Below are 26071 nucleotides of genomic sequence, written 5' to 3' on the forward strand. Positions count from 1 at the left end.
ATGAAAAAGACCGCTTTTTTGTCAATGTTGGCACTGCTACTGACAGTAGCGTTGATGAGTACCCGGAGTTTGTCGGATGGGTATAAGGTAGGGGATACGGTTCAGGATTTTAAACTGAAAAACGTAGATGGGAAAACGGTTTCTCTGGCTGACAAAAAAGATGCAAAAGGCTACATTATCGCCTTTACCTGCAATACCTGTCCGGTGGCGAAGGCGTATGAGAGCCGGATTATGGCACTGAACGACGAGTTTGCGTCCAAAGGGTATCCTGTTCTGGCGATCCAGGCCAATGATGCTGAACAGTCGCCCGGCGATTCCTATGCTGCCATGCAGGAGCGGGCCAAATCAAAAAAATACGCGTTTCCTTATCTGCACGATGAGAGCCAGGCTGTTGCCCGAACATTTGGTGCGACGAACACCCCCCATATGTTCGTCGTCAAAAAAGACGGTGGTCAGTATAAGATTGCTTACATCGGGGCCATTGATAATAATCAGCGCGACGCATCGGCTGCCGATAAAAAATACGTTGAAGAAGCTGTCAATGCGTTGCTGTCGGGCAAGTCGGTAACCACAACATCGGCCAGAGCCGTTGGTTGCGGTATTAAGTGGAAAAACGCTTAACCAAAATCAGTCCCGAAGAGAATACATAGGCTATTCCCTTCGGGACTGATTGGAAGTAGAACGAGCGGCAAGCCCTATTCATTGTGAATAGGGCTTGCCGCTCGTTCATTTTTAGGGCGTAGCGGGTTTTAAAAACTTCGTTCCGAAAAAATCCCCCTTGTTCCAGGTAGGGCGGCTGTCGGCCTGGGCCGCTAGGTAGCCGATCAGGAATTGCAGTTGTACATGTTTAGCCGCAGCGTTGAAATCGAATGGCTGGTTGATATCATCCTGTGGGGAGTGGTAAATTGTCGCCCGCCAATCGAGGTTGAGTTTGGTTCCATCGAGGTTGGGGTTTCCCGTTTGGGAGCCACTTTTGATATAGATCGCCGGAATTCCCTGCCGAACAAAGCTGAAGTGGTCGCTTCGCATAAAAACAGTTTGTTCCGGTATTGGGTCCGGGCTGATCTGAACGCCCACAAACGCAGCTGCCAGTTCTGTTTCATGGCCCAGACTTGAATGTTCGGCACCATAGGGCACAATATCGAGCAATGGGTGGAAGAAAAACGGCATATCAAGGCAGAAATTAGCAACGATTTTGTCTTTTGGCACGGTTGGGTTGCTGGCAAAATAATCGGAACCAAGCAGGCCCATTTCCTCTCCCGTTACGCCCACAAACACTAGTGATCGTCGCGGAGCTTTGGGCAGGGACGCGAATAGCCGGGCCGTTTCGAGATTGATAGCTACCCCCGAAGCGTTATCGTGCGCACCGTTGTAGATCGAGTCACCTTTTACCGGTCTGCCAATGCCTAAATGATCGAGGTGAGCAACATATACGATGTATTCGTTTTTCAGAACAGGATCAGAGCCAGGTAGCACGGCTACAACGTTTTGTCCGGCTACGTCTTCTACCGCATCGGTCTGGGTATGCATCTGAGCCGAAATATTGAGCGGAAATGCCTGAGAGCGGTTTTTCATAACAGCGGCTACCGCATCGCTGAATGAAGTGGCCGAATTCGTAAAAATCAACCTGGCAGTCGAATCACTTAAGGAAGCGGAGCCTTTGATCGCCGGAAACGTGCGTTGTGGCTTTCCACGCTTATCGAGCCAGCGATAAATGCCTTGCCGGGTTCGGGGAGCGGCTGTTTCGATGCGGTTGCGCAAGTCGGTTGGTAAACTAAAAGAGAGCACACCGACTGCGCCGTGTGCCGCAGCGATCTCGGCCTTCGCCGACGAATAATAAGCCCGCTGATTTGACGGAAAAATGGTTGGCGCTCCGTTTACGTAGGCCACAATTTTGCCTTTCACATCAATGTTCGCATAATCATCGTATCCCAACTCCGGTGCCGACACCCCATAGCCGACAAATACAACGGGTGCGCTGACATCGCTGGTGGCATGATCGGGGTTTGGGTTCAGAATAAACTGTTGTCCATAAAGCAGTGTCTTTTCGCCATCTTTAAAGGAAAGCGTCAGAAAACTGGTCTTTTCCCGAACCTGCCACCGGCGGAGGGGTACGGCCTGGCGATACGTATTGTTTTCTCCGGCAGGTTGTAGCCCCAGTGCTTCGAGCTGGGTTTGCATGTAATTGGCGGCCAGCGCAAAGCCTCGTGTGCCGGGTTTACGGCCTTCGAGCGCATCATCGGCCAGAAAACGCATGGCTGCCCGGATCGCTTCAGGGCGGACGGTTTTAGCAATGGTTTGTGCCTCGGTAGGAATACTGCCCGACTGAGCCAAAGACACCGTCACGCCAGTTAGACTGATGAGCAGAGCGAGCGGAAAAGAGGTAGAAAAACGCATAGGACAACGCTGGAATACAAAAACAATTGACTAAGATAGCCGACGATTTCTGTAGATCAAATTTGACATGGATTCTCATTAACCATCGACGGGGTTCTAAACTTTGTCAAAGCCGGGAATTCAGGTTCTTCAGGACTCGTAGTATATTGGCTGTTTATAGCCGAGTACACCCAAGCATACGGTAGCCGGAATGCGATGAAAACCACCAACGAATGAAGAAATTACCCGTAATTATTGACTGTGACCCCGGTCACGATGATGCCGTGATGTTGATGCTGGCGGTTGGCAGTGGCTTATTTGATATTAAAGCAATCACTACATCGGCCGGAAACCAGACGCAGGCGAAAACGCTGAAAAATGCCCTGAAGCTTAAGGCTTTGCTGGATGTTGATATTCCCATTTATAAAGGTTGCGACAAGCCCCTTTTTCGTGAACTCATTATTGCTGATTACGTGCATGGCGAGATGGGAATGGATGGTCCTATTCTGCCTGAGCCTGTTATTGAAGCCGAACCGTTACCGGCCATCGAAGCCATTGCCAAAATTCTGACCGATAGCCCGGAGAAGGTCACCCTTGTGCCGACCGGACCACTAACCAACATTGCCACTTTTTTGCTGGCCTATCCGCATCTGAAGTCGAAAATTGAGCGGATTTCGCTGATGGGCGGTGGCGCTTTTCGGGGCAATATGACACCTACGGCCGAGTTCAATATCTATGTCGATCCCGAAGCCGCTGCTGTTGTGTTCAACGCCGGTGTTCCGATTACCATGTGCGGTCTGGACGTTACGCACAAGGCATTGGTTTTTCAGGAAGATATAGAACTGTTCAGAGCTGTTGGGAATAAAACGGGCAAAGTGATCGCTGAATTGATGGATTTCTTTTCCATCTTTTACCGGAAAGAGCGGACAGAATTGAATGGGGGAGCCGCATTACACGATCCCTGTGCTATTGCCTGGTTGATCGATCCATCCATGTTTCAATCGAAAGCCTGTTACGTAGATGTAGAACTGACGGGCAAGCTAACGCTGGGCACTACCGTAGTCGATTTTTTCGATGTATTGAAAAAGAAACCGAATGTCGATTTTGTGTATGACATCGATAGAAAGAAGTACATCAAATTGATTTACGACTCGATCCAGAATTTACCTTAAATACCATTTGTCGCCAAATGAGCGTTTTGCTGTCTGCTAGAAATTGGCTTTCGTTAGCATCAGAACCACGGTCGCTTGACCTTGAATGACTTTTTCAGGCCACTGATCATCAGGAATGCGCCGACGACACCGAAAATAATTGCCAGTATCGTGATGTGCAGAATGGCGAATAACACAGCCACCAATAGTATAATTATCGATGCTTTAAGCTTCCAGCTGATTCGTTGCCACCAGTTCAGCTCCTCGCGCAATGGTAAACCCAGCCCCTGGCGAATTTTGTTGCCAAGCCGAAGTTGACTCTTGGGTTTAGGTTTTGGCTTCGGTTGTTTATCAATGACTTCGGTTGAATGCGTTAACAACGACTGAATGCGCTGCATCCGGCGTTCTACCCGATTCGTAACCAATTGGTCCGGCGTATTTCCCCGACTGACAACCGCCGGAGTCGCTGTTTCCAAAGCGATGGCAACGGGTTGTTCAATTGCTGAAACAGAATCAGGAATTACGACCTGAGTAGGAGCAACCGACTGATTTGTAGAGAGTCTGGTCGCTGCTGGATGAGGAGTTCGTTGGAAATAGGCGACGGGCCGGTGGCAGGACGAAAAGAAAAGACATAACGCAGCAACGAAAACGACAGCGATATTTTTCATCAGGTTGTGTTGTACGATCGGAAATTGCGGATGCAAAATTTCCCTTTACAACGAACTGAAAAGGCTGTTTGATATGATTTGGATAAAAAAGTCGACTAAATAGCCGCTGGTATTACTGAAAGTAAGCCAGATACGTAAGTGGATTAGGGACCTTTTCTTTGGTTCATAAACCCTGTTTTCTGCTCTGTTTATGAATCGTATTCCAGGTTGGCTGCCATTGAGTCTTTTCGTTGTTAGCCTTGCCAATGGGCAAACTGCTGAACCAGTTTATAAGTACGATAAAGCCAAAGTTGGTACGAATGTGCGATCACATTTCCTGCCATTAATCAACCCGTTGGTCAAAGGTTCGTTATCATGTCCGAACCGGCAAACATGACGTAACGAACTACGATTGGGAACAATACTTGCGGTTTGCGGATGAATTAGTCCGGTAGTCCTGCCTACCTTTGTGACTATGACTCCAGATAATGACCCTCGGCCCTGGTCGGTCGAAAGCTCCGAATACCTCCATCAATTGCCGTGGTTTACGGTTCGCAAAGATGCCATCCGAATGCAGAATGGTGGCACTATTCCCAATTACTTCGTCCTGGAGTACCCCGACTGGATCAATGTTGTGGCTATAACGACCGAAGGACAGGTTGTGCTGATCCGCCAATATCGGCATGGTATTGCCGGTGTTCACTACGAACTATGCGCGGGTGTTGTCGACCCCGGCGAAGAGCCACTCGTGGCGGCTCAGCGTGAACTTCTGGAAGAAACTGGGTTTGGGGGTGGCCAGTGGACACCACTGATGACACTCTCGGCGAATCCGGGAACGCATGCAAACCTGACGCATTCATTTTTGGCGATCGGGGTAGAACCCAAACAGGCGCAGCACCTCGAATCGACCGAAGAAATAACCGTTCATATTGTATCGCCCGAACGGGCATGGGACATCATCAATAAGGGCGAGATGATGCAGGCATTGCATCTGGCTCCATTGCTGAAATACCTCGCTGAACGATGATTATTCTGTTTTGCTGAACAGCAGGATTTATTTCCCGGTATCTTTGCGGTTTGTTATCGTAATGAAGGCTGATTTACACAAAAATCAATGAGATCGGCCAAACCAGAAGAAGCACAGTTTGGAATGATAATCCCTCTTGCCCACCGCGCTGATCAAACGCAGGAATACTATTTTTCGGTGAAATTGGCCGAAGTCCGTCGCCTTCAGGCGGCTGGACATGATGTTATTAACCTTGGTATCGGCAATCCTGACCTGATGCCGTCTGCCAACACGCTGGATGCGCTCATCAAGTCGGCGCAACAGCCAGCATCGCATGGGTATCAACCCTATAAAGGTACGCCAGGCTTGCGGCAGGCCATCACTCAGTTTTATGCCCATACCTACGGAGTTACGCTTGATGCCGATACCGAAATTCTACCATTAATTGGCTCAAAGGAAGGTATTACCCATATTTCGCTGACGTTCCTGAATGACGGCGATGGCGTTCTCGTTCCTGAACTGGGTTATCCGGCTTACCGGGCTGTGAGCCGTATGATTGGCGCTGATGTTCGCGAATATCCTTTGTTGGAATATGGTGGGTGGCAACCCGATTGGGAGGCTATGGCCGATTTGCTGACCGATACGACCAAACTTATCTGGCTCAATTATCCGCATATGCCGACCGGTGCACCCGCAACACGTGCTTTATTTGAGCGGGCCGTACGGTTTGCCCACGACCATCGGATATTGTTGTGTCACGATAACCCTTATAGCCTGATTCTGAATAAGAAACCACCTATTAGTCTGCTATCCGTTGACGGAGCGAAAGAGGTAGCTATCGAGTTGAATTCGTTGAGTAAGTCGCACAACATGGCGGGCTGGCGTATCGGCTGGATGGCTGCGGCCAAAGCCTATGTAGATGCCGTATTGACCATCAAAAGTAATGTCGACTCGGGACAGTTCAAGCCTTTGATGGATGCTGCTGCCGAAGCCCTAACCAACTCCGACGACTGGCACCGTGAGCGTAATGCCGTGTATCAGGGGCGGTTAGATGCCGTTCACGCTTTTCTGGATGCGCTCAACTGTACGTATACGACGGATCAGGAAGGGCTGTTTATCTGGGCAAAACTCCCCGATGCAATAGAATCGGCCGAAAAACTGGTGGATGACTTACTCCTGAATAAACACGTTTTCATTGCGCCGGGCTTCATTTTTGGGCCCAAAGGTGATCGCTACATACGAGTGTCGTTGTGTATGCCTAAAGAACGGATTGAAACCGCGATTCAACGGATTTTAGGATAAAACAGATTTTGTTGCTGAAATGTGTACTTTTGTTTACTTAATTTAGCTGGATTTAATTGTCTGAATTCGGATAAGAAAGTAACTATGGTAACTGATGCAATAAGATTATTAATTGGGCGAGTTGATACGTTGTATTATCGGCTGTTCGATGGAAGTGCATCGTGTTTTAGGGAATGATGTTCAGGAAGTAATTTATCAACGGGCATTGGCTCATGAGCTTGACCTATTCAGCATAAGCTTTGCTCGTGAAGTCGAAATGTCAATTTTTTATAAAGGATTATTGATGGGTACACGCCGGGACGATTTCCTTGTCGAAGATAAAGTGCTCGTTGAACTAGAAGCGATCATTAAACTGGAAGACGTACATCTGGCACAAGCAATTAATTATTTAGAGGCTTACAATCTGGAGATTGGCTTATTGATAAACTTTGGGTCCATTAGTTTAACGTTTAAACGTGTGCTCAATCCGCACTTTCGGCGGTTCCATGCCAAATCTGAAAATAAGATGGATAACAAAATCCGTTTTATCCATAAATCTGTTAAATCCCGGTTCAGATGACCGTTTCTATCGTTGGAATAGGCTTATTAGGCGGATCGTTCGCCCTGGCCATACGCGAAAAATACCCCAAAATACGCTTCGTCGGTGTCGATACATCAACGGTCAATGGCCAGTTGGCACTGGCCAAAGGCATTGTCGATGAAGTTCTTCCATTGGATGAAGCTGTAGCACAAAGCACGTTGGTCGTGATGGCAACACCCGTTAATATTATTATCGATCTGTTGCCTAAGGTTCTGGATTTATTGCCACCCGGCGCAACTGTTGTTGATCTAGGATCGACAAAAGAGCTGATTTGCGGTATTGCTGATGCACATTCAAAACGGGCGCAGTTTGTGGCTGCTCACCCGATGGCTGGGACCGAAAATTCTGGCCCCAGCGCTGCCTTTAAGGAACTGCTACCTGGCAAAAATCTGATCATCTGCGACCGCGAGAAAAGCAATCCCGATAGCCTGACGCTGACCGAAAGCCTATTCCGGGATGCCGGTATGAAATTGTTCTACATGACTCCACAAGAGCATGATCTTCATCTGGCCTATGTCTCGCACCTGAGTCATATCAGCGCCTTCGCACTTGGCCTGACGGTATTGGAAAAGGAAAAAGATGAACAGGCCATCTTCGATATGGCGAGCACCGGCTTTAGCTCGACCGTACGGCTAGCCAAGAGCTCTCCGCAGATGTGGGCACCTATTTTTGACCAGAATCGGATCAATGTTTCCGATGCGCTGTCGGCTTATATCGAGTTCCTGCAACAGTTTAAGCAGGTTATCGACGATCAGGATGTAAAAACCTCCCTTGATTTCATGCAGCGGGCCAATGTCATTCGACGGGTGCTGGATGGGATCGAGAAGCGTTGATTGCCAGTTTTCGGGCATAGTCCATATTATAAATCCCGTCAAATTGCTGTTTGCTGGCCGATTTTGGCATGGCCCGCATGGCTGTGAAGGCAAGCGGCTTGAGCCATCCGGGTAAATTGACAACCTGCCCAATCTGGCGTGAAAGTTTTACAATACGGTCGGCTTTTTCCTTACGGATTGATTCATACTGGCGGAAAGCCTCAGCCTTAGTCGTTGTAAGCGCCAGACAGGCGCTTACAACAAAAGCGTCTTCAATTGCCTGACAGGCTCCCTGGCCAACGTTAGGCGTGGTGGCGTGGGCAGCATCACCCAGTAAGGTGCATCGACCGCGCGACCAGGTTCGTAAGGTCGGTAAGTCATAGAGATCGGCGCGGTGAATTCGCCCTTCTTCGGCGGCTTCGAGTATCTGTGAAACATTCGGCGGAAAGTGCTGACCTAAAGACTGTAGGTAGGGCATAATGTTGCCTGGTACATCATGCCCATTGGCCGGCGTCGCCACGGTGATGTAAGCATAAAGCTGGTTGAGTCCACATGGTACCAGGCCAACGCGCAGACCGGCTGAACGGCCCCAATATTCAATAGATGTTGATTGCCCGTCAACGGGTATAGGATAGTTGATGATGGTGCGCCAGCAGGATTGTCCCGAATAATGCAGGGGCAGCTCACCGAATAGCTGGGTACGAACGGCTGATCGGATGCCATCCGTCCCAATCAAAAACGAGCCATCTGCTGTAGAACCATCCGTAAATCGGGCGTGCACCTGTCGGCCATCGTCATGGAGGTCGGCTAGTTGCTTGCCTGTATGAATCTGATCCGGATTTAGAGAATCCAGCAATAACCGTTGAAGTTTCCCCCGGTTTACAACAAGCGTTCCATAGCCGTATTGCTTTGTCAGTGCCTGGACGTCTAATTTCTGTACTATTCGGCCATTAGGGTCGGTAATCAACCCTTTTGTAAGCGGCCAGCTAATCGTAGTAAGCGCTTCCAAAAGCCCTAATTGATCGAATACAAAAAGTGCATTAGACGATAAAACCAACCCTGCCCCTACTTCCTGTAGAAGGATTGCCTTTTCATAGATAGTTGACCGAATGCCCTGCTGGTTCAGGGCTAGGGCCGTGACCAGCCCTCCAATACCTCCTCCGATGATTATTCCTGTTTGTTCCATTGTTATTTGTTATATTTAGGACAAATGTACTAATGGAATTTATATTTAGAACAAACGTTCTATTTATCGGTGGACACAAAAGCTAAAATTTTACAGGCGGCTCTAAAATTATTTAATGAGCAGGGGGTAGATGTTATTACGGTTCGGCATATTGCCAAAGAGGTAGGCATCAGCCACGGGAATTTGTGTTATCATTTCCCGAATACCGACATCATAATCAGCCACCTTTATGATCAATTAGTCGATCAGCTAAGCGTCCGGATCGGGGCTGTTTATGCGACTACTGATCAGGAAATGGAAATTCTCATCGCATCGGCTAAAGCAAGCATGGCAATCCTGCATGACTATCGTTTTTTGATGCTGGATTTCGCTGGTATTATGCGTCGAATACCGGAACTACGCGAGAAACACCGGGCTTTGGTGGTAAAACGCAAGGTCGTGTTCCGGCAAATCCTGATTCAGCTGAGAGCGTCGGGCAGAATGCGGGCAGAACTATATCCGGGTCACGATGACGATTTGCTGGATCAGTTGTTCATTGTCGGCGATTTCTGGCTATCCAGTGCTACTATTTTTCAGGATGGGCCTATTGAGGAGAAGCTTAGTCACTATCAGCGCATCTTTCTGGCGCTCCTGATTCCATTGTTGACCGAAAAAGGAATGGCTGAGTGGCGGTCGATTGAGCCAATGCCCTAAAATTTCAACGCTTTGCGTAAGCACATGCCTCAAAAATGGAAAACTTCGTGACTGCGTTTATACAAAAAGTGTTTCTGTTGGTTTATGAGTAGGATACAGGACACGATCTGTCATCCTGTTTTGAAACAAACAACCAGAAGCACGTATGCAAGTTACAGAAACGCCAGCCTCACAGGCTGGTACGATTACCATTGGTGATTTAACCGTCAATCGAATGGCCTATGGAGCTATGCGCCTAACCGGCGATGGTATCTGGGGCCCCCCTAAAGACCATGACGAGTGTATTCGTGTGTTAAAACGTACCCTCGATCTTGGTATCAACTTCATCGATACTGCCGATAGTTATGGTCCTCATGTTGCAGAAGAGTTAATCGCAGAAGCACTTTATCCTTATCCGGAAGGGTTGGTCATTGCCACCAAAGGCGGATTACTGCGGACTGGTCCGAATCAATGGCCGGTGGATGGGAGCCGGAAACACCTGGAAGAAGCGTTGAATGGCAGCCTCAAGCGCCTGAAACTTGATCAGATTGATCTCTACCAACTCCACCGCTTCGATAGCAAAGTGCCATCAGAAGAATTCCTGGGCTTTTTGCAGGAAGCTCAGCAGCAGGGAAAAATCAAACACATTGGTTTATCGGAGGTGAGTATCAAACAAATCGAAGAAGCAAAGCAGTATTTTGAGGTCGTTTCTGTGCAGAATATGTATAATTTTGGTGAGCAGCGATGGAATAATGTGCTGAGTTATTGTGAGCAGAACAATATTGCTTTCATTCCGTGGTTCCCGCTCAATGCGGGTAATATATCGGCTCAAAAAGCGATCAAAAAAGTGGCCGAACGACACAATGCCTCTGAGTATCAGATTGCACTCGCCTGGCTACTGGCTGCTTCACCTGTTATGTTGCCCATTGCGGGTACGTCTTCGGTGAAACATCTGGAAGAAAATGTACAGGCTGCAACGATCAGGTTAACTGACGAAGATTTGCAGGATATGCCGTTACCGAAATAAGCTTTGAAATTGGTTTTACTGAGCATTCATAAACCGTAAATCGAATACTGAATCCGTAAATAAAACGATCATGGCACTACAAACGAACCAGGACACGGGGCAGCTGCTGGCAACAACTTTGCAACGGTTGCAACAGGGAGCAGAACATATTAGCCCGGTCGACGAGTTGATTAGTGAGTGGAGTAACGCCCTTGGCGAAGGAAATCAGACGTTGGAAAATGTTGCCGATGAACTGTTTTCTCTAAAACGGGCCCTGACGGAAGGAAAGGCCCCTAAAATTGCTGGATCGCTGCATACACTTAGTAAACTGACCAGGCGAGCAGCTAATGAGTCGTCGGATATTGGTTTAGTAGGTCAGCTTCTCCAACTCGCCGAAGTTCTCGACGACCTGTCGGCCAGAGTCGCTCAGTCGCGTTAGTACGGTTCATGTTCGTAAAACGAAAAAGGGGAATGCTCTGTAGCATTCCCCTTTTTCGTTTTACGGCTCAATTAAACTTAAGCTGTCTCGTGCAGGCCCTTAATTTTATCATAAGCGCCCTTTAGCTCGCTCAACTGCTTCTGCAGATCTTCTTTAATATACGCTGGAATATGATCTTTCGCAATGGCATCCTCATAGGCTTCTACGGCTGCGTTTTCACCGAATTCTACAGAACTCAGGATCGCTGACCGTTCTTTTCCGGTTACCGCCGATTTAATGTCAATCCAGGCGCGGTGTAGTTTGCTGGTTAGGTCGGTTGAATCAATATCAGCCACGCCCGAACCATCAATCCGGACAATATGGTCGGCTAACTGGCTACGGAACTGCTCACTCTGGATAACCATGTGACGAAACAGCTCATTTAACTGAGCATCTTCATTGTCTTTAATGGCGTCTTCGTAGCCGTGAATGCGGTCGTTGTTGATTTTAACCAGATCGTTGAGGTCATCAACAATTTCTTTGTTCGTGATCATAACAAATGAGTTCGATAGTTAATGGATTACCAATTAATAACCCCGACTTGGGTTAATTGTTCATCAATAAACTTCTAAACCGATAAGGTTTTAAAAACCTTATCGGTTTGAACCGATTTAGACTAATCAAAGACGGATAATTTCCGCACCGATCGCATTCAGCCGGGTATCGATGTGTTGATAGCCCCGGTCAATCTGCTCAATATTGTCGATAATGCTGGTTCCCTGCGCCGACATGGCCGCAATGAGTAAGGCAACCCCTGCCCGAATATCGGGCGATGACATGCGGATACCTTTCAATGGTAATTGGCGGTTCAGGCCGACAACCGTAGCCCGATGTGGATCACAGAGAATAATCTGAGCACCCATATCGATCAGTTTGTCAACGAAGAACAACCGACTTTCAAACATTTTCTGGTGAATCAGCAACGTTCCCTGCGCCTGTACGGCTGTAACGAGCACAATACTGAGCAAATCGGGCGTAAAGCCAGGCCAGGGCGAATCAGCAACGGTCATCATACCGCCATCCAGAAAAGTTTCGATCTGGTAACGCTCCTGAGCCGGAATAAAAATATCATCACCCCGGAAGTCGACCTGAATACCTAGCCGCCGAAATTGATCAGGAATAATCCCAAGTTCTGGAATCCGGCAGTTTTTGATCGTTATTTCCGATTGGGTCATAGCGGCCAAACCAATGAACGAGCCAATCTCGATCATATCAGGCAGCATCGTATGTTCGGTGCCCTGAAGTTCCGAAACACCTTCAATCGTCAGTAAATTGGAGCCAACGCCAGAAATCTTTGCCCCCATCGAATTAAGCATCTTGCTCAATTGCTGTAGGTAAGGTTCGCAGGCAGCATTGTAGATTGTGGTCGTTCCTTCAGCCATCACGGCCGCCATCAGCACGTTGGCTGTACCCGTCACCGATGCTTCATCGAGCAGCATATAGGTACCGCGCAGGTTGCTGGCGTCAACCTGATAATAGCCGCCATCATTGGCATCGTAGTTAAATTGAGCGCCGAGTTTCTCAAAACCCAGGAAGTGAGTATCCAGACGCCGACGGCCGATTTTATCACCACCAGGGCGTGGAATCCGGCCTTTTTTGAAACGGGCAAGCATGGGCCCTAACAACATAACCGAACCACGAAGGGCGGCTGCTTTTCGCTTGTAAGTATCGCTTTCCAGATAATCCAGATTGACATCTGACGCAACGAAACGATACGAATTTTCGCCAATTTTTGTTACCCAAACACCCAGATCGCCCAGCAGATCGATCAGCTGATTGACATCGCGGATGTTAGGAATGTTATGGATTGTGACGGGTTCTTTCGTCAGCAAAACGGCACATAAAATTTGAAGGGCTTCGTTTTTTGCCCCTTGAGGAATCAGTTCACCCTTGAGCTTGCGCCCACCCGTAATTTGAAAAGAAGCCATTGATTGGAGGATAAATTATAAATGATGAATAATAAATGCTTTTTCGAACAGGCATTTATCATCCATCATTTAGGAGTACTGATAATTAGCGTCTACGACGGTCGTTGTTGCGATTGTTTGGCCGCCCGCCCTGATTCTGACCGTCGCCACGGTTACCAAAGTTGCGCGGGTTACCGCCGTCGTTGCGGTTATTGGGGCGACCCGGAGGTCCGTCGTTCCGGTTGTTACGGCCGAAGTTACGCTGGTTACCGCCTTCATTCCGGTTATTCTGACGTCCCTGATTTGGTCCGTCGCCCCGGTTATTGCGATTCTGATTACCACCGAAGTTGCCGCCGACGCGTTGGGGTTGTGTTTGGTCGCCGGTGCGTTCGCGGGGAGTTGCCTCAACCAGTCCCTGTTCCCGAATTAGCTTGATATCGTCGGCGAGTTTACCATTCGAAAGCTCCAGCAGACTCTGATAGATGGTTTCATCCTCAACAGATTCCTTATTCCAGGCTTGATAAAAAGTGCGCATCAATCGGGTCAGATACGACACAAAAGCGCGTTTTTCTTCAGGATCTTCAACCGAAATGGCTTTCGCTATTAATAAATCGACGTTTCGGCCAAAGTGTTTGAACTTCAGATGGTGCGTATTATAAGGAACTCGCTGGGGCTTTTTGCCTAAAGCCTCTTCCGATGGGGGTGGGTAGGGGCTATCGACGTCTAAAGTAAAATCTGACATGATGTACAGGTCATCCCACAGTTTGTTGTAGTAGTCCTGACCATCCTTCATGTTAGGGTGAATTTGCCGCATCAACTCAATCAGGATATGCGCGTAACGAGTACGTTTTTCCCGATCTTCGATGTTGACCATATTGTCAACCAGCTTCTGGATACTACTTCCGTATTCTTTCAAGGGCTTTGCCTGATTCGTGTAAAGAAAACAAAAGTACAAAGAATGCGGCAGGGAGCAAAGGGCAGGGGAGTGTAGAAAAGAAGCATTACCTTTGTTGACAATTGCACTCCGCCCCATGTTTGCTGCGATCCGCTCTTTGCCAGGTATCTATCGTCCCGAATTCGCTGATACATTTCGATTAAGCGTCCCAATTATCATTGCCCAGTTAGGCGTTGTGTTAATGGGCGTTACGGATAATCTGTTTGTTGGGCGGCTGTTGGGGGCTGTGCCATTGGGAGCCGCGGGGCTGGCCAATTCGCTCTCATTCCTGATGTCGAGTATTGGGGTTGGCGGACTGACGGTAGTAGCTGCTTTGGTATCGAAAGCGCATAGCCAGCATGATGCGGCTGCCATCAACCGTTTATTTCGGGGTGGCTTGCGTGTTGCCATACTTTTCAGCCTGGTATTTGGAGGACTATCGGCCTTGTTAGCGTTCAACTTTAGTCTTTTTGGACAAACGGCAGAGGTGACCAAACTAGCGCGGGATTTTATGCTGATTCTGAGCCTGTCGCTGTTCCCTTTGCTGATATTCGTGGCAGCCCGGCAACTCGCCGACGGATTACGTCACCCTCGGGTGGCCATGGCGATAACCATGTCGGCATTGGCCCTAAATGCTTTCTTCAATTATGTACTCATCAAGGGAGTAGGTCCATTTCCTGAATTAGGACTAATGGGATCGGCAACAGCTACTTTACTTTCCCGGCTGTTTATGGCGGGAGCGATGCTTGCCTATATCTTTCGATCAGCCCGATTTCAGCCCTATTTACAAAAGGCGTTTCGTCATTTACCCTCTGGCGAGGAAGTGAAGACAATTCTTGCGTTAGGCGTACCGGGAGGATTGACGTTTTTCTTTGAAGTCGCTACGTTTTCACTGGCGGTCGTAATTGTTGGCTGGCTGGGAGAAGATCGACTCGCTGCCCACCAGATTGCCATCAATATGGCATCGGTAACGTATATGATGGCTACGGGTATTTCATCGGCTGCGGCTATTCGGGTGAGCGCAGCGGTCGGACGAGGGAGTCGTGAAGGCGTTTTCCGCGCAGGCGTTGCCGCTTTTATGCTGTCAATCAGCTTCATGAGTTTGGCCGCCGTACTGTTTCTCACGGCGAATGACTGGCTTGTATCTTTGTATATCCGCGATAATCCAGAGGTTATGCGGATAGCGGCTTCGTTGGTGATTATTGGCGGCTTCTTTCAACTTTCCGACGGTATTCAGGTAGTAGCGTTGGGTAGTTTGCGTGGGTTGTCGGATGTCAATGTGCCGACCGTCATTACGCTCTTTTCGTACTGGATAGTAGCCTTACCCTTGAGCTATGTACTGGCTTTCCCACTTCATATGGATGCCATTGGGGTCTGGATTGGTCTATTATTAGGACTGAGCATTGCGGCCATATTACTGACTATTCGATTTTTCCGGCGATTGGGCCGCATCAATTATGGTGTTCCCGTTGAATCGATACCACGAGGTATTAGTAGCTGATCACGAACTGGCCGTTTACGAGCTTCTGAAATCGGGCCTCTGCGCATTTTTGCTGGCCGTACGAAGATTGCCAATAAGTAAATAGATTTTATAATAGCATATAGTGTCGATAGGGATTAAGCCTATAATCAAGTGATTGTCAGCTAGACACATTTCTGATTGTCTGGCAGTTAATTGGTAGTATAGGTAGATTAAATAGAATATTATTTGAATTGTACTAGGTAGAATTAGCATTATAATTAGAAAATCGGAAGATGTAGGTATCATTGTGCATCATCGATTTGATGAATGTGTCTTTTCTTTTTCAGGTAGATAGTTTCGTCAAATCCTCAGTCAATACATGTACCTCTAAATCTAGTTCCTATGACTATTTATTTACTCAACCATGGGCGAAAAAGACTTCGGCAGTGGTGGCTATTGAGCCTACTTGTGCTGGCCTCATCGGTCGGCTACGCTCAGACAATCATCACCGGAACCGTTACCGACGGAAGCACCGGTGAAGTACTGGCCGGAACCACAGTTCAGGTTAAAGGGACCAACGTCGGTGCAACGAGCGATGCGAAAGGGCAGTATCAGATTTCGCTGCCTGCCACTGGAAAAGTGCTTGTATTCTCGTTTATCGGGTATCAGCCTACCGAGGTTACAGTTGGGAGCCGAAGCGTCGTTGATGTGAAGTTGACCAATTCCGATAATGCACTCAGCGAAGTGGTGGTGGTGGGTTATGGTGTGCAGAACCGACGTGACATTACGACGGCGATCGGCTCCGTAAAAGCAAGAGATCTCGCCAATCAGCCCGTTGCCAGTTTCGATCAGGCGCTGGCCGCCAAAATCGCGGGTGTGCAGGTGACACAGACATCGGGAGCGCCGGGGGCGGCTCTATCTGTGCGGGTCAGGGGCACAGGATCGATCAGTGCTGGTAATGATCCGTTGTATGTGATTGATGGAATTCCGCTTTCGCGCGATACCAAATATGCCACCGGCAGCACCAATACCCAGTTTCCTGATAATCCTATTAATGTACTCAGCACGATCAATACCGATGATATTGAGAGTATTGAAGTGCTGAAAGATGCTTCGGCTGCAGCTATTTATGGATCGCGCGGTTCCAACGGCGTTGTGTTGCTGACCACTAAACGGGGTAAGGAGGGCAAAACAGTCATTAGTTATGATTCCTATGTTGGGGTGCAGCAGGTTTCCAAAAAGATCGATATGATCAACGCCTATGAGTACGCTCAATTAAGCGCTGAAGCAAAAAATAATGCCTATATCGACCGAAATCCAACGGGGAAAATAACCGATTCTAACGATACTCGGAACAAGGGAGTAGGTGCGCCAAGTACGCTTATTCAACCTGAAATAGTGCCTTACCTCTCTAATCAGCCAGGATTGACCAACACCGACTGGCAGGATGCTATTTTCCGGTCAGCAACCATTCAGAACCATACACTTTCCATCTCGGGGGGTAAAGACAATGTTCGGTTCTATGTGTCGGGTAATTACCTCAATCAGCGGGGTGTCGTGATCAACTCCGGCTACAAACGCTACAGTGCGCGAGCCAATGTTGAAGTAAAAAGCGGTCATTTGACGGCTGGAATCAATCTGAATCCGACTTATGGATACCATGATCTCATTAAGGCCGAAGGGCCATATCTGGGCGAGGGGGTTATAGGTCTGGCTTTGCAAATGCCGCCAATCTTCCCGGTCTACAACGCCGACGGCTCGTATAACTGGGGCGGTAATGCCTGGGGATACGGGGCTACATCGATCCTGAATCCGGTTGCTATAGCCAATCAGGTTAGCGATAAAATGAGCCAGTTGCGGCTGCTGGGTAATGTTTACGCCCAATACAACATCACAAAAGACCTGTCGTATCGACTCAGCCTTGGCACCGACATCAATAGCTTCCAGCGCGATTATTACCGGCCATCGACGCTGGAAATCCGCGACCGTAAGGGAGCGTCTGTACCGACAGGTTTCTCGCGGGCGCAGAATTTTGTGGATTGGCTCGTCGAAAATACCCTGAATTATAGCCATTCTTTCGGAGCGCATAACGTATCGGCACTGGCGGGTTTCACATCGCAGAAAGACCGCCGGGTTGCCAATGAACTGACGGCCACAAACTATCCGAACGATTTGGTTTACACACTCAACGCAGGACAAGTGTCGTCGGGTAGCTCCGACATTCAGGAGTGGTCATTGTTATCGTATCTGGGTCGTGTTCAATATGATTACAACGGAAAATACCTGTTGTCGGCAGCTGTCCGGGCTGATGGTTCCTCCCGTTTCGGAAGCGACAATCGCTGGGGTTATTTTCCTTCCGTTTCTGGAGGCTGGAACGTGTCGCAGGAGTCGTTCCTGAAATCGGCGACGTGGTTGAGTGATCTGAAACTTCGCGCCAGCTACGGGCTGACGGGTAATTTCCAGATTCCGAATTATGGGTCGATCAGCTTGCTGAGCTACTCAAACTACATTCTTGGGCCTGAAACAATCGTAAGTGGTCTGGCACCCAGTAATTCGGCGAACCCCAAGCTGAGATGGGAGAAAACAGCCATGTTTGATATAGGGTTCGATGCAAGCTTTTTTCGCAATAAGCTGAATCTGACCGTCGATTATTACAATGCCAATACCTCTGATCTGCTGCTCAATGTGCCGGTTCCACGCGCGTCGGGATTCAGCACCGAATTGCAGAACATTGGCAAAGTAAATAATCAGGGGCTGGAATTTACGCTCGGCACACATCAGACGTTCGGTCGGTTTCGCTGGGATGCCAGTGCTAACATTGCCGCTAACCGAAACAAGGTGAAAGCACTCGGACCCGCCGGTGATCCAATCATTGTGGCGGGTGGTGTGGCCGGAGCGCAGTTCATCACACAAATCGGGCGTCCGATTGGCGAATACTATACCATGATTTACGATGGTGTGTTTAAAAATCAGGCTGAGATCGATGCGTATCCACATACGACCACGACCCGCCCCGGCGATTTCAAATTCATCGATATGAATAAAGACGGTAAAATTGACTTCAGCAGCGACCGGGCCGTTACGGGCAGCTATTTTCCGAAATATACGTTTGGGTTTAATACGAATCTGGCTTATGCTGGATTTGATCTGGGCATTGCTGTGCAGGGCGTTCAGGGACATAAAATTCTGAACCTGATCCGTCGGTATATCTACAATATGGAAGGAAACGGTAATCTGTTTAAAGGAGCGCTGGACCGCTGGCAGTCGCCTGAGAACCCCGGCAATGGGTTGGTTAACCGTGCCAATCGGCTGGCATCAGGTTCGAACGGGGAAATTTCGACCTGGCATATTGAAGATGGTTCGTATGTGCGTATCCGTACCATTACACTGGGGTATACATTGCCCACTACGCTACTGAATCGGTTGCATGTTAGCCGGGCGCGTGTCTACGTGACAACGCAGAATCCATTCACATTTACCAAATACCTTGGCTTTAATCCAGAGGTGAATAGCCGTCCAGACAGTGCGCTTTCATCGGGTGAAGATTACGGAACTTATCCATTACCCCGCACAACATCGGTTGGTATTAACCTCTCATTCTGACATGGCCATGAAAAAGATAACCTTACTTTTTATTTCACTAATTAGCCTCTCGGCTTGCCAGAAGGATTTTCTGGACTTAAAACCTTTGTCGCAGCCAAACGTAGACAACTTCTACAAAACGGCAAACGATTTTGGAAATGCTGTCAATGGTGCTTATGATGCGTTGCAAAGTGCCAATCAGTATGGGGGCGACTTCAATACATTGATTGAAGCGCGTGGCGATAATGTACTTGATAATGACCCATCCTCGGGTTCCGGTCTGCGTTACAACATAGACCGTTTCATTGAACCAACCACAAACACAGTTCTGCGCGATACGTGGGGGAGTTTGTATACGGGCATCAATCGTTGCAACCTGATACTGGATAAGATCGACGGTGTAACGATGGACGCGACTTTGAAGGCACGTTATAAAGGGGAAGCACAGTTTATCCGGGCTCTGTCGTACTTCAATCTAGTGCGGTTGTGGGGTAAAGTGCCACTCGTTTTAACGGCCGGAACAACCACCGAAGCCCGATCCTTTTCACGCAACGAAGTAGCTGATATTTATGCCGCTATTGAAAAGGATTTGACAGCCGCAGCCGCTGGTTTGCCGGTAAGCTATACGGGTAATGATATTGGCCGCGCAACAACGGGTTCGGCTAAAGGCTTGCTGGGTAAAGTGTATGTGACGGAAAAGAAATATGATCTGGCCGTTCCTCTCCTAAGGGATCTGGTGAACGGAACGACCTATCAGTTGCTGCCCAATATTGCCGATGTGTTTCTGGTCACGAACAAAAACAATGCAGAACTTTTATTTGCTGTAAAATTCAAGAAGGGTGGTTTATTGGGCGAAGGGCATGGTTCTTGGTTTGGTACCAGCATTGGCGACCCCATTGAACCGTCGTTGCGGACCGCCTATCCGGCGGGCGATAAACGACTTCCACTAACGGTTATGATTCCGGTACCTACCAGTATCAACGCTGTACCGAGGAAGTATTACGATGAACTGTCAGGGACAAACGATGTCGGTAATGATTTCCCGGTATTGCGGTTTGCCGATGTGATTCTGCTCTATGCCGAAGCCTTAAATGAGGTAGGTTACCAGGCAGACGGTGATGCATTCAAAGCCCTAAATCGGGTTCGCACGCGGGCGGGCGTGGCAAACTATACAGCTGCTCAACTGGCAACTAAAGAAGCTTTCCGGACAGCCATTATCAATGAACGGCGGCTGGAACTAGCTCTGGAAAGTGACCGGTGGTTCGATCTGATTCGAACAGGAGCCGCTGTGGATGCTATAAAAGTGACCGGCATTACGATGCCCCCTTACCGTACGGTCTATCCAGTGCCCCAGTCTGAAATTGATGTGTATAACAATAAAACCACGTTTCCTCAAAACGACGGTTATTGATTTGAAGGAACTATCAACTGAAACCCCCTGACTGGAATTATCTTCAGTCAGGGGGTTTTGGTTGATAGAATATATGTTCGATTAAGGACTTAAAAGGTTAGTATAAGTGCATTTTATTTTGATAACTAAATACGTGTAGCCGTCAAAATACCAGATTAAATGTGCTGCCGGTACCCGGTGTTGATGTGGCAGTTAACTGACCACCGTGCAACTGCATAATTTGGCGGGATAAACTTAAACCAATGCCCGATCCCGTTTTTTTTGTCGTATAAAACGGAATAAAAATCTGCTCCAGTGCTTCTGGTTCAATACCAGGGCCGTTGTCAGCCACGCTGATGATCACGCGTGGTCCATCGGCCATAGCCTCCAGATGAATCGTTGGGTTGGGGGTTTTTTCTAAGCTTTCTACGGCATTCTTGAGCAAATTGATAAGCACCATTTCAATCTGGTCAATATCGGCACGGATGGCCAGATTGGGCAACGTAGTCTTCGTTGTGATTTTGACCGGTTGTTTCTGATTGTTGGCCTGTGTAAGCTGAACAACGTGCTTCATAAGCTGATCCACCGGGACTTCAGCAAAACTTGGTTGAGGAATCGTTGTAAAATGCCGATAAGCATCCACAAACCGCATAACACCCGCCCCGCGCTGTTCGATCGTGGTTAGCGCATCCCGAAGATCAGTAACCGAGGAGGCAAACAACGATGAAGAAAGAAGTTCAGTTGTATCGACCCCTGAAGACATTCCGGCTTCGACAATGGGTACCAGATCGGTCTCTACAATATCACGCATCGTTCCTGCCAGTGACACAATAGGCGTAATTGAATTCATGATTTCGTGACGCAGCACTTTGGTCAGGTTTTGCCACGCATCAAGTTCACGCTGTTGCAACTCCGTGCGAATATTTTGCAGGGATGCCACTGTCACTAACCGACCCCGTAATCGAACGACCGTACAGCGTACCGACAATTCCCCGTCAGTACCGGTTTGATACGAAACGGGTGTAGAAGAAGCTGTAGATGATTTAAGTACGTTTACCAGATCGGCATGGGTTGCGTTCAGATCGCTGAGTGTACGAAGCCGATACGTACCCAATAACCGAAGGGCCGTCTGGTTCACCAGCTCGACCTGTCCGGCGGCATCGAACGTTAGCAAGCCAACACTAACATGCTGAACAATGGTATTCACATAGTGCAGATTCGCTTCTTTCTCTGCCCTTGCCTGCCGAAATGCGTCCAGCACCTCGTTGAACTGATCATTTAGCTCATGGAAAGAAGGGCCGAGATTACTATCGGCCCTGAAGGCAACTGCGAAATCAGAATAGCGTACCGATTCCAGAAACCGTGTCAGTTTACGATTCAGGCTGGTGACGAATCGATACAGGTTTATGGTTATGACCAGATGGGCAATAAACAACGGGAAGAGCAACAAACCATTGCTACCCTGAAGGTAAAAATAAGTAAGCGCAACGGTCAGAATGACCACGACAACAATGCGCCAGCCAATGCCTATGGCGAAACGATCCATGAGTTATGCAATCCAGCTGAACGGGTACTCAAGTGCAGGTACTTTGGTCCGCTCTGCTATCCGGCGCAGTCGATTAGGAAGCGCCATCAGGTAATCACGGGCACGTTGACCAGCATCGTCGAGATCCGTGATAGCTCCAATATTCCAGTCGGTCAGCAAATTATCCAGAATATCGATATAATCGTATGTTGTATAAACCCCAAGCCGCTGAGCCGCATCGGAAAAGTGACTGAACGTCTGGCCAATTTTAACGCCGGTTTCGCGCAGGAAGTGAGCAGGCATCACAATCTTTTTGCGCATCATGTCTTCAAATGCGAGCATCATTTCCGACGGATCGACTTCAAAAATCTGACCGACAAATGCCTTATAGGCTTTAGCATGACGCATTTCGTCGGAAGCAATCACGCCACATATTTTAGACAACTGGGGGCAGCCAGTCTGCTTGGCCAACGTGGCAGTTCGACGGTGCGATATATTGGTTGCCAGTTCCTGAAACGAGGTATACACAAAATTGCGGTAAGGGTCGCGACCCGTTCCAATATCGAATCCATCCGCAATCAGATACTGAGTCGAAACTTCCATGGCCCGCATATTAACCCGGCCCGACAGGTACAGGAATTTGTTGAGCAGGTCACCGTGCCGGTTTTCTTCGGCTGTCCAGCCCCGAATCCATTGGGTCCAGTGTTGCGGGCTATTCTGGTCAACACCTTCCATCCCCATCAGCCATGATTCATAGGTTGGGAGGGCTTCTTCGGTAATGGTATCGCCCACCAGAACGGCCACGTAATCGTAGGATAATTCACGCGTGCTTTCGCGAAGGAGCTTGACCTCGTCCAGAAAATTTTCCTGTGCGGAATCGGGCAGCAGGTCAGCCGGTTGCCAGTTCGTTTCGATAGGCTTAAGATACTCCCCAATTAAGGCGTTTATTTTTTCGCCGACGAAACGCATTACGTCTATACGAGAGGCCGATAGAATCATGTAAAATCAACAAAGAAGATGATCAATCAATTCAATAAACTTGCAAGGTACACTTAAAACAAACGACAGATTTAGTGTGCTTTGCCTTTTTCTACCTAACAAAACCTGACGGATTGCTATTTTTGAGCTAAAATAAGGCAATAGGCGTATTTCGATGCCCAAAAAGGCGCTATGAAAAAAATTCTGGATTATTTTTTGAGCTCTGTATACCTGCTCTACTTCGGATTGACTTTAGTGGTTTTTCACGTTCTTCAGGTCATTGCGTTCCATGTATTTGGGAAACCGGCGCATAAAAAAGTGGTCGATTGGATGAATGCGTTTATTGCATATGGCTGGTATCTGACTGGTAGTAGTATACGCTTTCAGCAACAGCCCAATCTGCCAACTGATCGCCCGATTATTTTTGTGGCCAACCACCAGAGTATGTTCGATATTTCACCGATTATCTGGTTTCTGCGTCGTCATACCCCCATTTTTGTTTCCAAAATTGAGCTGGCACATGGAATACCCGGTGTATCCTATAACCTGCGTAAAAGCGGAGCCGCCCTTATCGATCGTAACGATCCGAAACAGGCCATCGTTGAAATTGCCCGCCTGGGTAAGCATATTCAGCAAACGAAACATTCGGCGGTTATTTTTCCGGAGGGAACGCGATCTTCATCGGGAAAAATGCGCCCTTTTGTAGCGGGTGGATTAGCCATGCTGCTCAAGCGGGCACCCGATGCGCTCGTGGTGCCTATTGCCATTCGAGGAACGGGTCCTTTCAATCCGACTGGTGTATTTCCATTGACCTCATTTTCGCGAATGTCGTGGGTGGTGCTGCCCGGTATCGAGCCTGCCGGGCAAACCCCCGATGAACTAGTGAGACTGGCACAGGAGGCTATTTCTCTGGAACTTGGTGTATTAGGGGTGGTTAGCCAGTAAAATAGTTCTGCCGTATTTGTAGTTGACTATGGTATTTACGTATATTTACAGAGAAACCGTATTGCTTGTATGACACCAGATAAACCGCATCGGCGGACCGGTCTTGACCAGATTGAACCCATATTAGCCGACGTGGCTCAAAAAACAGATCGGCTCATTGAGTCGAATAGCCAGATTTTCCAACTAGCTACTGAGACCCATGCTCAAGTGCAAAAAGTAGCTCAGCAGGCAGAAAGTACTGCTAGAGGGCTGGCTAATCTAACGGTTAGTGTAAGCCAACGGTTCGATCAACTCACTGCCGATATAAATCATCAGTTTGTTGAGGTTGATCATCGATTTGATCAGATAAGGGCTGATATGGACAATCGTTTTGCCCAGGTTAACCAACGATTCGATCAACAGCAGAGTCAATTTGAAAGCCTTCGAGGTGAAGTGCAGCTTGGACTAGAGGGACTTGATACGAAAATTGACAGTAAAGTAGATGGACTACAGGAGGAAATAAAATTTCTGAAAGATACTCAGATCGAAATTTTGACTATCCTCAAAGATCGGTTAAAGTAGACATGCTGGTAACTATACGGCCTGATCTGAATTGGCAATGGCTGAATTACGGTTCCAATGCCGATTCAGATCAGGCAATAACTCACAGCCCAAATTTCTCCAGTCGTCTGTACAACGCCTGACGGGATACCCCCAGTTCTCGAGCAACATCCGTGATGCTACCCCGATGTTTCTGCATTGCCTGTTGAATCAATTGCCGCTCCATGTCTTCCAACTGCAGCGTTTCATTGACCGGCGACGTTGTTGCAGACGCGTCTTTTCGGAATACAAAATTACCTGGCTCCAGTAGAGTGCCCTGCGTTAGTTCGGGCCGGGCAAGAATAACGGCCCGCTCCACAGCATGCTGTAGTTCGCGCACGTTTCCGGGCCAGCGATATTGTTTCATTTCAGCCAATAATGCCGGGCTCAACCCCGAAACGGATCGATTGTATTGCTTGGCGTATTTTTTTAGGAAATGTTCGGCCAGCAGACCAATATCGGACGGGCGCTCACGCAGGGGAGGTAAATGAAGCTCAATCGTGTTGATGCGATAAAGCAAATCCTGCCGAAATTGCCGTTCGGCCACCCGTTGATTCAGGTCCGCATTCGTAGCGCAGACGAGTCGAACATCGACCGGTCGGGCTTTGTTCGAACCAACGCGTGTTACCTGACGCTGTTGCAGAACAGTTAACAAACGGGCTTGCTGAGAAGGAGTAAGGTTACCTATCTCGTCCAGAAAAATCGTTCCACCGTTCGCTTCTTCAAACCGACCAGCCCGATCGTCACGGGCATCGGTAAACGCCCCCTTCACATGCCCGAATACTTCGCTCTCGAACAGGCTTTCAGTGAGAGCACCTACATCAACGCTTATAAACGGTTTGTCCCGGCGATCTGACTGTTCGTGAATCGCCCGGGCGATTAAATCTTTGCCAGTTCCATTCTCTCCCAAAATCAGCACGTTGGCATCGGTGGGAGCGACACGTTCGACGGTTTCCAGTACCGGACGCATGGCCGAACCGATGATGGTGGCATGTTTCCCATTTACTTTGGCCGATAGTTTGTCTTTACCGCCCTTTTCGCCGTCTTCTTTTTCGTCCTTTCGCCCTTCAACGGCTCCGCGGATAGTATCCAGAAACTTATCATTTTGCCAGGGTTTGAGCACAAAATCAATGGCACCGGCTTTCATGGCCCGAACAGCCATTTCGACGTCGCCATACGCCGTAAATAAAATTACCCGAGCGGCCGGATCGATATCTAAAATACGATCAAGCCAGGCAAATCCCTCACGGCCACTGCTAACATCACGCTGAAAATTCATGTCCAGCACAATTGCGTCGTATCGGTTATTATTGAGCAGAAAAGGCAGTTTTTCGGGATTTTTTTCGATGTCCACCGCGCCGAAATGTCGTTTCAGCAGCAACCGGGCAGCCAGCAGCACGTCGGGGTCATCGTCGACGAGGAGAAGTTTCGCATCTTGCATATACCAAAGATAAAGAGTCTGGCGATTTGTTGCACGCAGGCACTGTTTCAACAACGAATTAAGCTTTTCTTACGTACTTTCGTTGCCAAAAGTCGTTGAGCGGTCATTGGTC

Annotated in this window: 23 protein-coding genes; 14 read left to right on the top strand and 9 right to left on the bottom strand. The window is 48.4% G+C overall.

Translation table 11 applies throughout. From position 1 onward, the window contains the following. Positions 1 to 621, top strand: coding sequence for a thioredoxin family protein (locus GJR95_RS05035; RefSeq protein WP_174260188.1), 621 nt, complete (start codon positions 1 to 3; stop codon positions 619 to 621). A gap of 111 nt (positions 622 to 732) precedes the next feature. Here the strand turns inward: GJR95_RS05035 and GJR95_RS05040 are convergent, their stop codons facing one another. Continuing rightward, complete coding sequence (locus GJR95_RS05040; RefSeq protein ID WP_162384840.1) at positions 733 to 2397, bottom strand: M28 family metallopeptidase; 1665 nt, start codon at positions 2395 to 2397, stop codon at positions 733 to 735. 212 nt (positions 2398 to 2609) lie between these two features. Between GJR95_RS05040 and GJR95_RS05045 the strand changes: the two genes are divergently transcribed. Further along, positions 2610 to 3548, top strand: a complete 939-nt coding sequence (locus GJR95_RS05045) for a nucleoside hydrolase (protein ID WP_162384841.1) — start codon at positions 2610 to 2612, stop codon at positions 3546 to 3548. A 59-nt stretch (positions 3549 to 3607) separates the two neighbouring features. On the opposite strand, the gene GJR95_RS05050 is transcribed toward GJR95_RS05045, so the two are convergent. Next, positions 3608 to 4195 carry a hypothetical protein gene (locus GJR95_RS05050; RefSeq protein WP_162384842.1) on the bottom strand — a complete coding sequence of 196 codons (588 nt, stop codon included), beginning with the start codon at positions 4193 to 4195 and terminating at the stop codon, positions 3608 to 3610. A gap of 454 nt (positions 4196 to 4649) precedes the next feature. On the opposite strand from GJR95_RS05050, the gene GJR95_RS05055 reads away from it, so the two are divergent. The 4 genes from GJR95_RS05055 to GJR95_RS05070 all read left to right on the top strand — a co-directional run bounded on the left by GJR95_RS05055 (position 4650) and on the right by GJR95_RS05070 (position 7895). Next, the gene (locus GJR95_RS05055; RefSeq protein WP_162384843.1) at positions 4650 to 5201 is read left to right on the top strand and encodes an NUDIX hydrolase; all 552 of its coding nucleotides are present in this window, start codon (positions 4650 to 4652) and stop codon (positions 5199 to 5201) included. 123 nt (positions 5202 to 5324) lie between these two features. Next, positions 5325 to 6482, top strand: a complete 1158-nt coding sequence (locus tag GJR95_RS05060; protein WP_162391582.1) for a pyridoxal phosphate-dependent aminotransferase — start codon at positions 5325 to 5327, stop codon at positions 6480 to 6482. A gap of 121 nt (positions 6483 to 6603) precedes the next feature. Beyond that, positions 6604 to 7041, top strand: coding sequence for a GxxExxY protein (locus tag GJR95_RS05065; RefSeq protein ID WP_317167046.1), 438 nt, complete (start codon positions 6604 to 6606; stop codon positions 7039 to 7041). Next, the gene (locus GJR95_RS05070; protein ID WP_162384845.1) at positions 7038 to 7895 is read left to right on the top strand and encodes a prephenate dehydrogenase; all 858 of its coding nucleotides are present in this window, start codon (positions 7038 to 7040) and stop codon (positions 7893 to 7895) included. Before GJR95_RS05065 ends, GJR95_RS05070 begins: the two co-directional genes overlap by 4 nt. On the opposite strand, the gene GJR95_RS05075 is transcribed toward GJR95_RS05070, so the two are convergent. Beyond that, a complete protein-coding gene (locus tag GJR95_RS05075) occupies positions 7858 to 9060 on the bottom strand; it encodes an FAD-dependent monooxygenase (RefSeq protein ID WP_162384846.1) in 1203 nt (400 codons plus the stop codon). The two genes, GJR95_RS05070 and GJR95_RS05075, sit on opposite strands and share 38 nt — an antisense overlap. Positions 9061 to 9129: 69 nt before the next feature. Between GJR95_RS05075 and GJR95_RS05080 the strand changes: the two genes are divergently transcribed. The 3 genes from GJR95_RS05080 (at position 9130) to GJR95_RS05090 (ending at position 11177) form a co-directional block, all read left to right on the top strand. Then, positions 9130 to 9753 carry a TetR/AcrR family transcriptional regulator gene (locus GJR95_RS05080; RefSeq protein WP_162384847.1) on the top strand — a complete coding sequence of 208 codons (624 nt, stop codon included), beginning with the start codon at positions 9130 to 9132 and terminating at the stop codon, positions 9751 to 9753. A gap of 145 nt (positions 9754 to 9898) precedes the next feature. Then, the gene (locus GJR95_RS05085) at positions 9899 to 10759 is read left to right on the top strand and encodes an aldo/keto reductase (RefSeq protein WP_162384848.1); all 861 of its coding nucleotides are present in this window, start codon (positions 9899 to 9901) and stop codon (positions 10757 to 10759) included. A gap of 70 nt (positions 10760 to 10829) precedes the next feature. Continuing rightward, positions 10830 to 11177 carry a hypothetical protein gene (locus tag GJR95_RS05090; protein WP_162384849.1) on the top strand — a complete coding sequence of 116 codons (348 nt, stop codon included), beginning with the start codon at positions 10830 to 10832 and terminating at the stop codon, positions 11175 to 11177. Positions 11178 to 11254: 77 nt separating this feature from the next. Here the strand turns inward: GJR95_RS05090 and GJR95_RS05095 are convergent, their stop codons facing one another. From GJR95_RS05095 to GJR95_RS05105, 3 genes are all read right to left on the bottom strand, one after another. Further along, complete coding sequence (locus tag GJR95_RS05095) at positions 11255 to 11710, bottom strand: ferritin-like domain-containing protein (protein ID WP_162384850.1); 456 nt, start codon at positions 11708 to 11710, stop codon at positions 11255 to 11257. 126 nt (positions 11711 to 11836) lie between these two features. Further along, a complete protein-coding gene (gene murA / locus GJR95_RS05100; RefSeq protein WP_162384851.1) occupies positions 11837 to 13144 on the bottom strand; it encodes a UDP-N-acetylglucosamine 1-carboxyvinyltransferase in 1308 nt (435 codons plus the stop codon). Positions 13145 to 13229: 85 nt separating this feature from the next. Further along, positions 13230 to 14039 carry a DUF4290 domain-containing protein gene (locus tag GJR95_RS05105; protein WP_162384852.1) on the bottom strand — a complete coding sequence of 270 codons (810 nt, stop codon included), beginning with the start codon at positions 14037 to 14039 and terminating at the stop codon, positions 13230 to 13232. A gap of 115 nt (positions 14040 to 14154) precedes the next feature. Here GJR95_RS05105 and GJR95_RS05110 point away from each other — a divergent pair, with 115 nt between their 5' ends. The 3 genes from GJR95_RS05110 to GJR95_RS05120 all read left to right on the top strand — a co-directional run bounded on the left by GJR95_RS05110 (position 14155) and on the right by GJR95_RS05120 (position 20512). Further along, positions 14155 to 15558, top strand: a complete 1404-nt coding sequence (locus tag GJR95_RS05110) for an MATE family efflux transporter (RefSeq protein ID WP_162384853.1) — start codon at positions 14155 to 14157, stop codon at positions 15556 to 15558. Positions 15559 to 15921: 363 nt separating this feature from the next. Further along, on the top strand, positions 15922 to 19122 hold the full coding sequence (locus GJR95_RS05115) for a SusC/RagA family TonB-linked outer membrane protein (protein ID WP_162384854.1): 3201 nt from the start codon (positions 15922 to 15924) through the stop codon (positions 19120 to 19122). Between the two features lie 7 nt (positions 19123 to 19129). Beyond that, the gene (locus tag GJR95_RS05120; protein ID WP_162384855.1) at positions 19130 to 20512 is read left to right on the top strand and encodes a RagB/SusD family nutrient uptake outer membrane protein; all 1383 of its coding nucleotides are present in this window, start codon (positions 19130 to 19132) and stop codon (positions 20510 to 20512) included. Between the two features lie 142 nt (positions 20513 to 20654). Here GJR95_RS05120 and GJR95_RS05125 read toward each other — a convergent pair whose 3' ends face one another. Continuing rightward, positions 20655 to 22037, bottom strand: a complete 1383-nt coding sequence (locus GJR95_RS05125; protein ID WP_162384856.1) for a sensor histidine kinase — start codon at positions 22035 to 22037, stop codon at positions 20655 to 20657. 3 nt (positions 22038 to 22040) lie between these two features. Beyond that, positions 22041 to 22985, bottom strand: a complete 945-nt coding sequence (locus GJR95_RS05130) for an acyl-ACP desaturase (RefSeq protein ID WP_162384857.1) — start codon at positions 22983 to 22985, stop codon at positions 22041 to 22043. Positions 22986 to 23186: 201 nt separating this feature from the next. On the opposite strand from GJR95_RS05130, the gene GJR95_RS05135 reads away from it, so the two are divergent. After that, positions 23187 to 23939, top strand: a complete 753-nt coding sequence (locus GJR95_RS05135) for a lysophospholipid acyltransferase family protein (protein ID WP_162384858.1) — start codon at positions 23187 to 23189, stop codon at positions 23937 to 23939. 69 nt (positions 23940 to 24008) lie between these two features. Continuing rightward, entirely contained in the window at positions 24009 to 24500 is a 492-nt protein-coding gene (locus tag GJR95_RS41770) for a hypothetical protein (RefSeq protein WP_198424807.1), read from the top strand. Between the two features lie 82 nt (positions 24501 to 24582). On the opposite strand, the gene GJR95_RS05145 is transcribed toward GJR95_RS41770, so the two are convergent. Next, a complete protein-coding gene (locus GJR95_RS05145; protein ID WP_162384859.1) occupies positions 24583 to 25959 on the bottom strand; it encodes a sigma-54-dependent transcriptional regulator in 1377 nt (458 codons plus the stop codon). Positions 25960 to 26071 lie beyond the last annotated feature (112 nt).

It is taken from the genome of Spirosoma endbachense (assembly GCF_010233585.1).
Classification (GTDB): Bacteria; Bacteroidota; Bacteroidia; order Cytophagales; family Spirosomataceae; genus Spirosoma; species Spirosoma endbachense.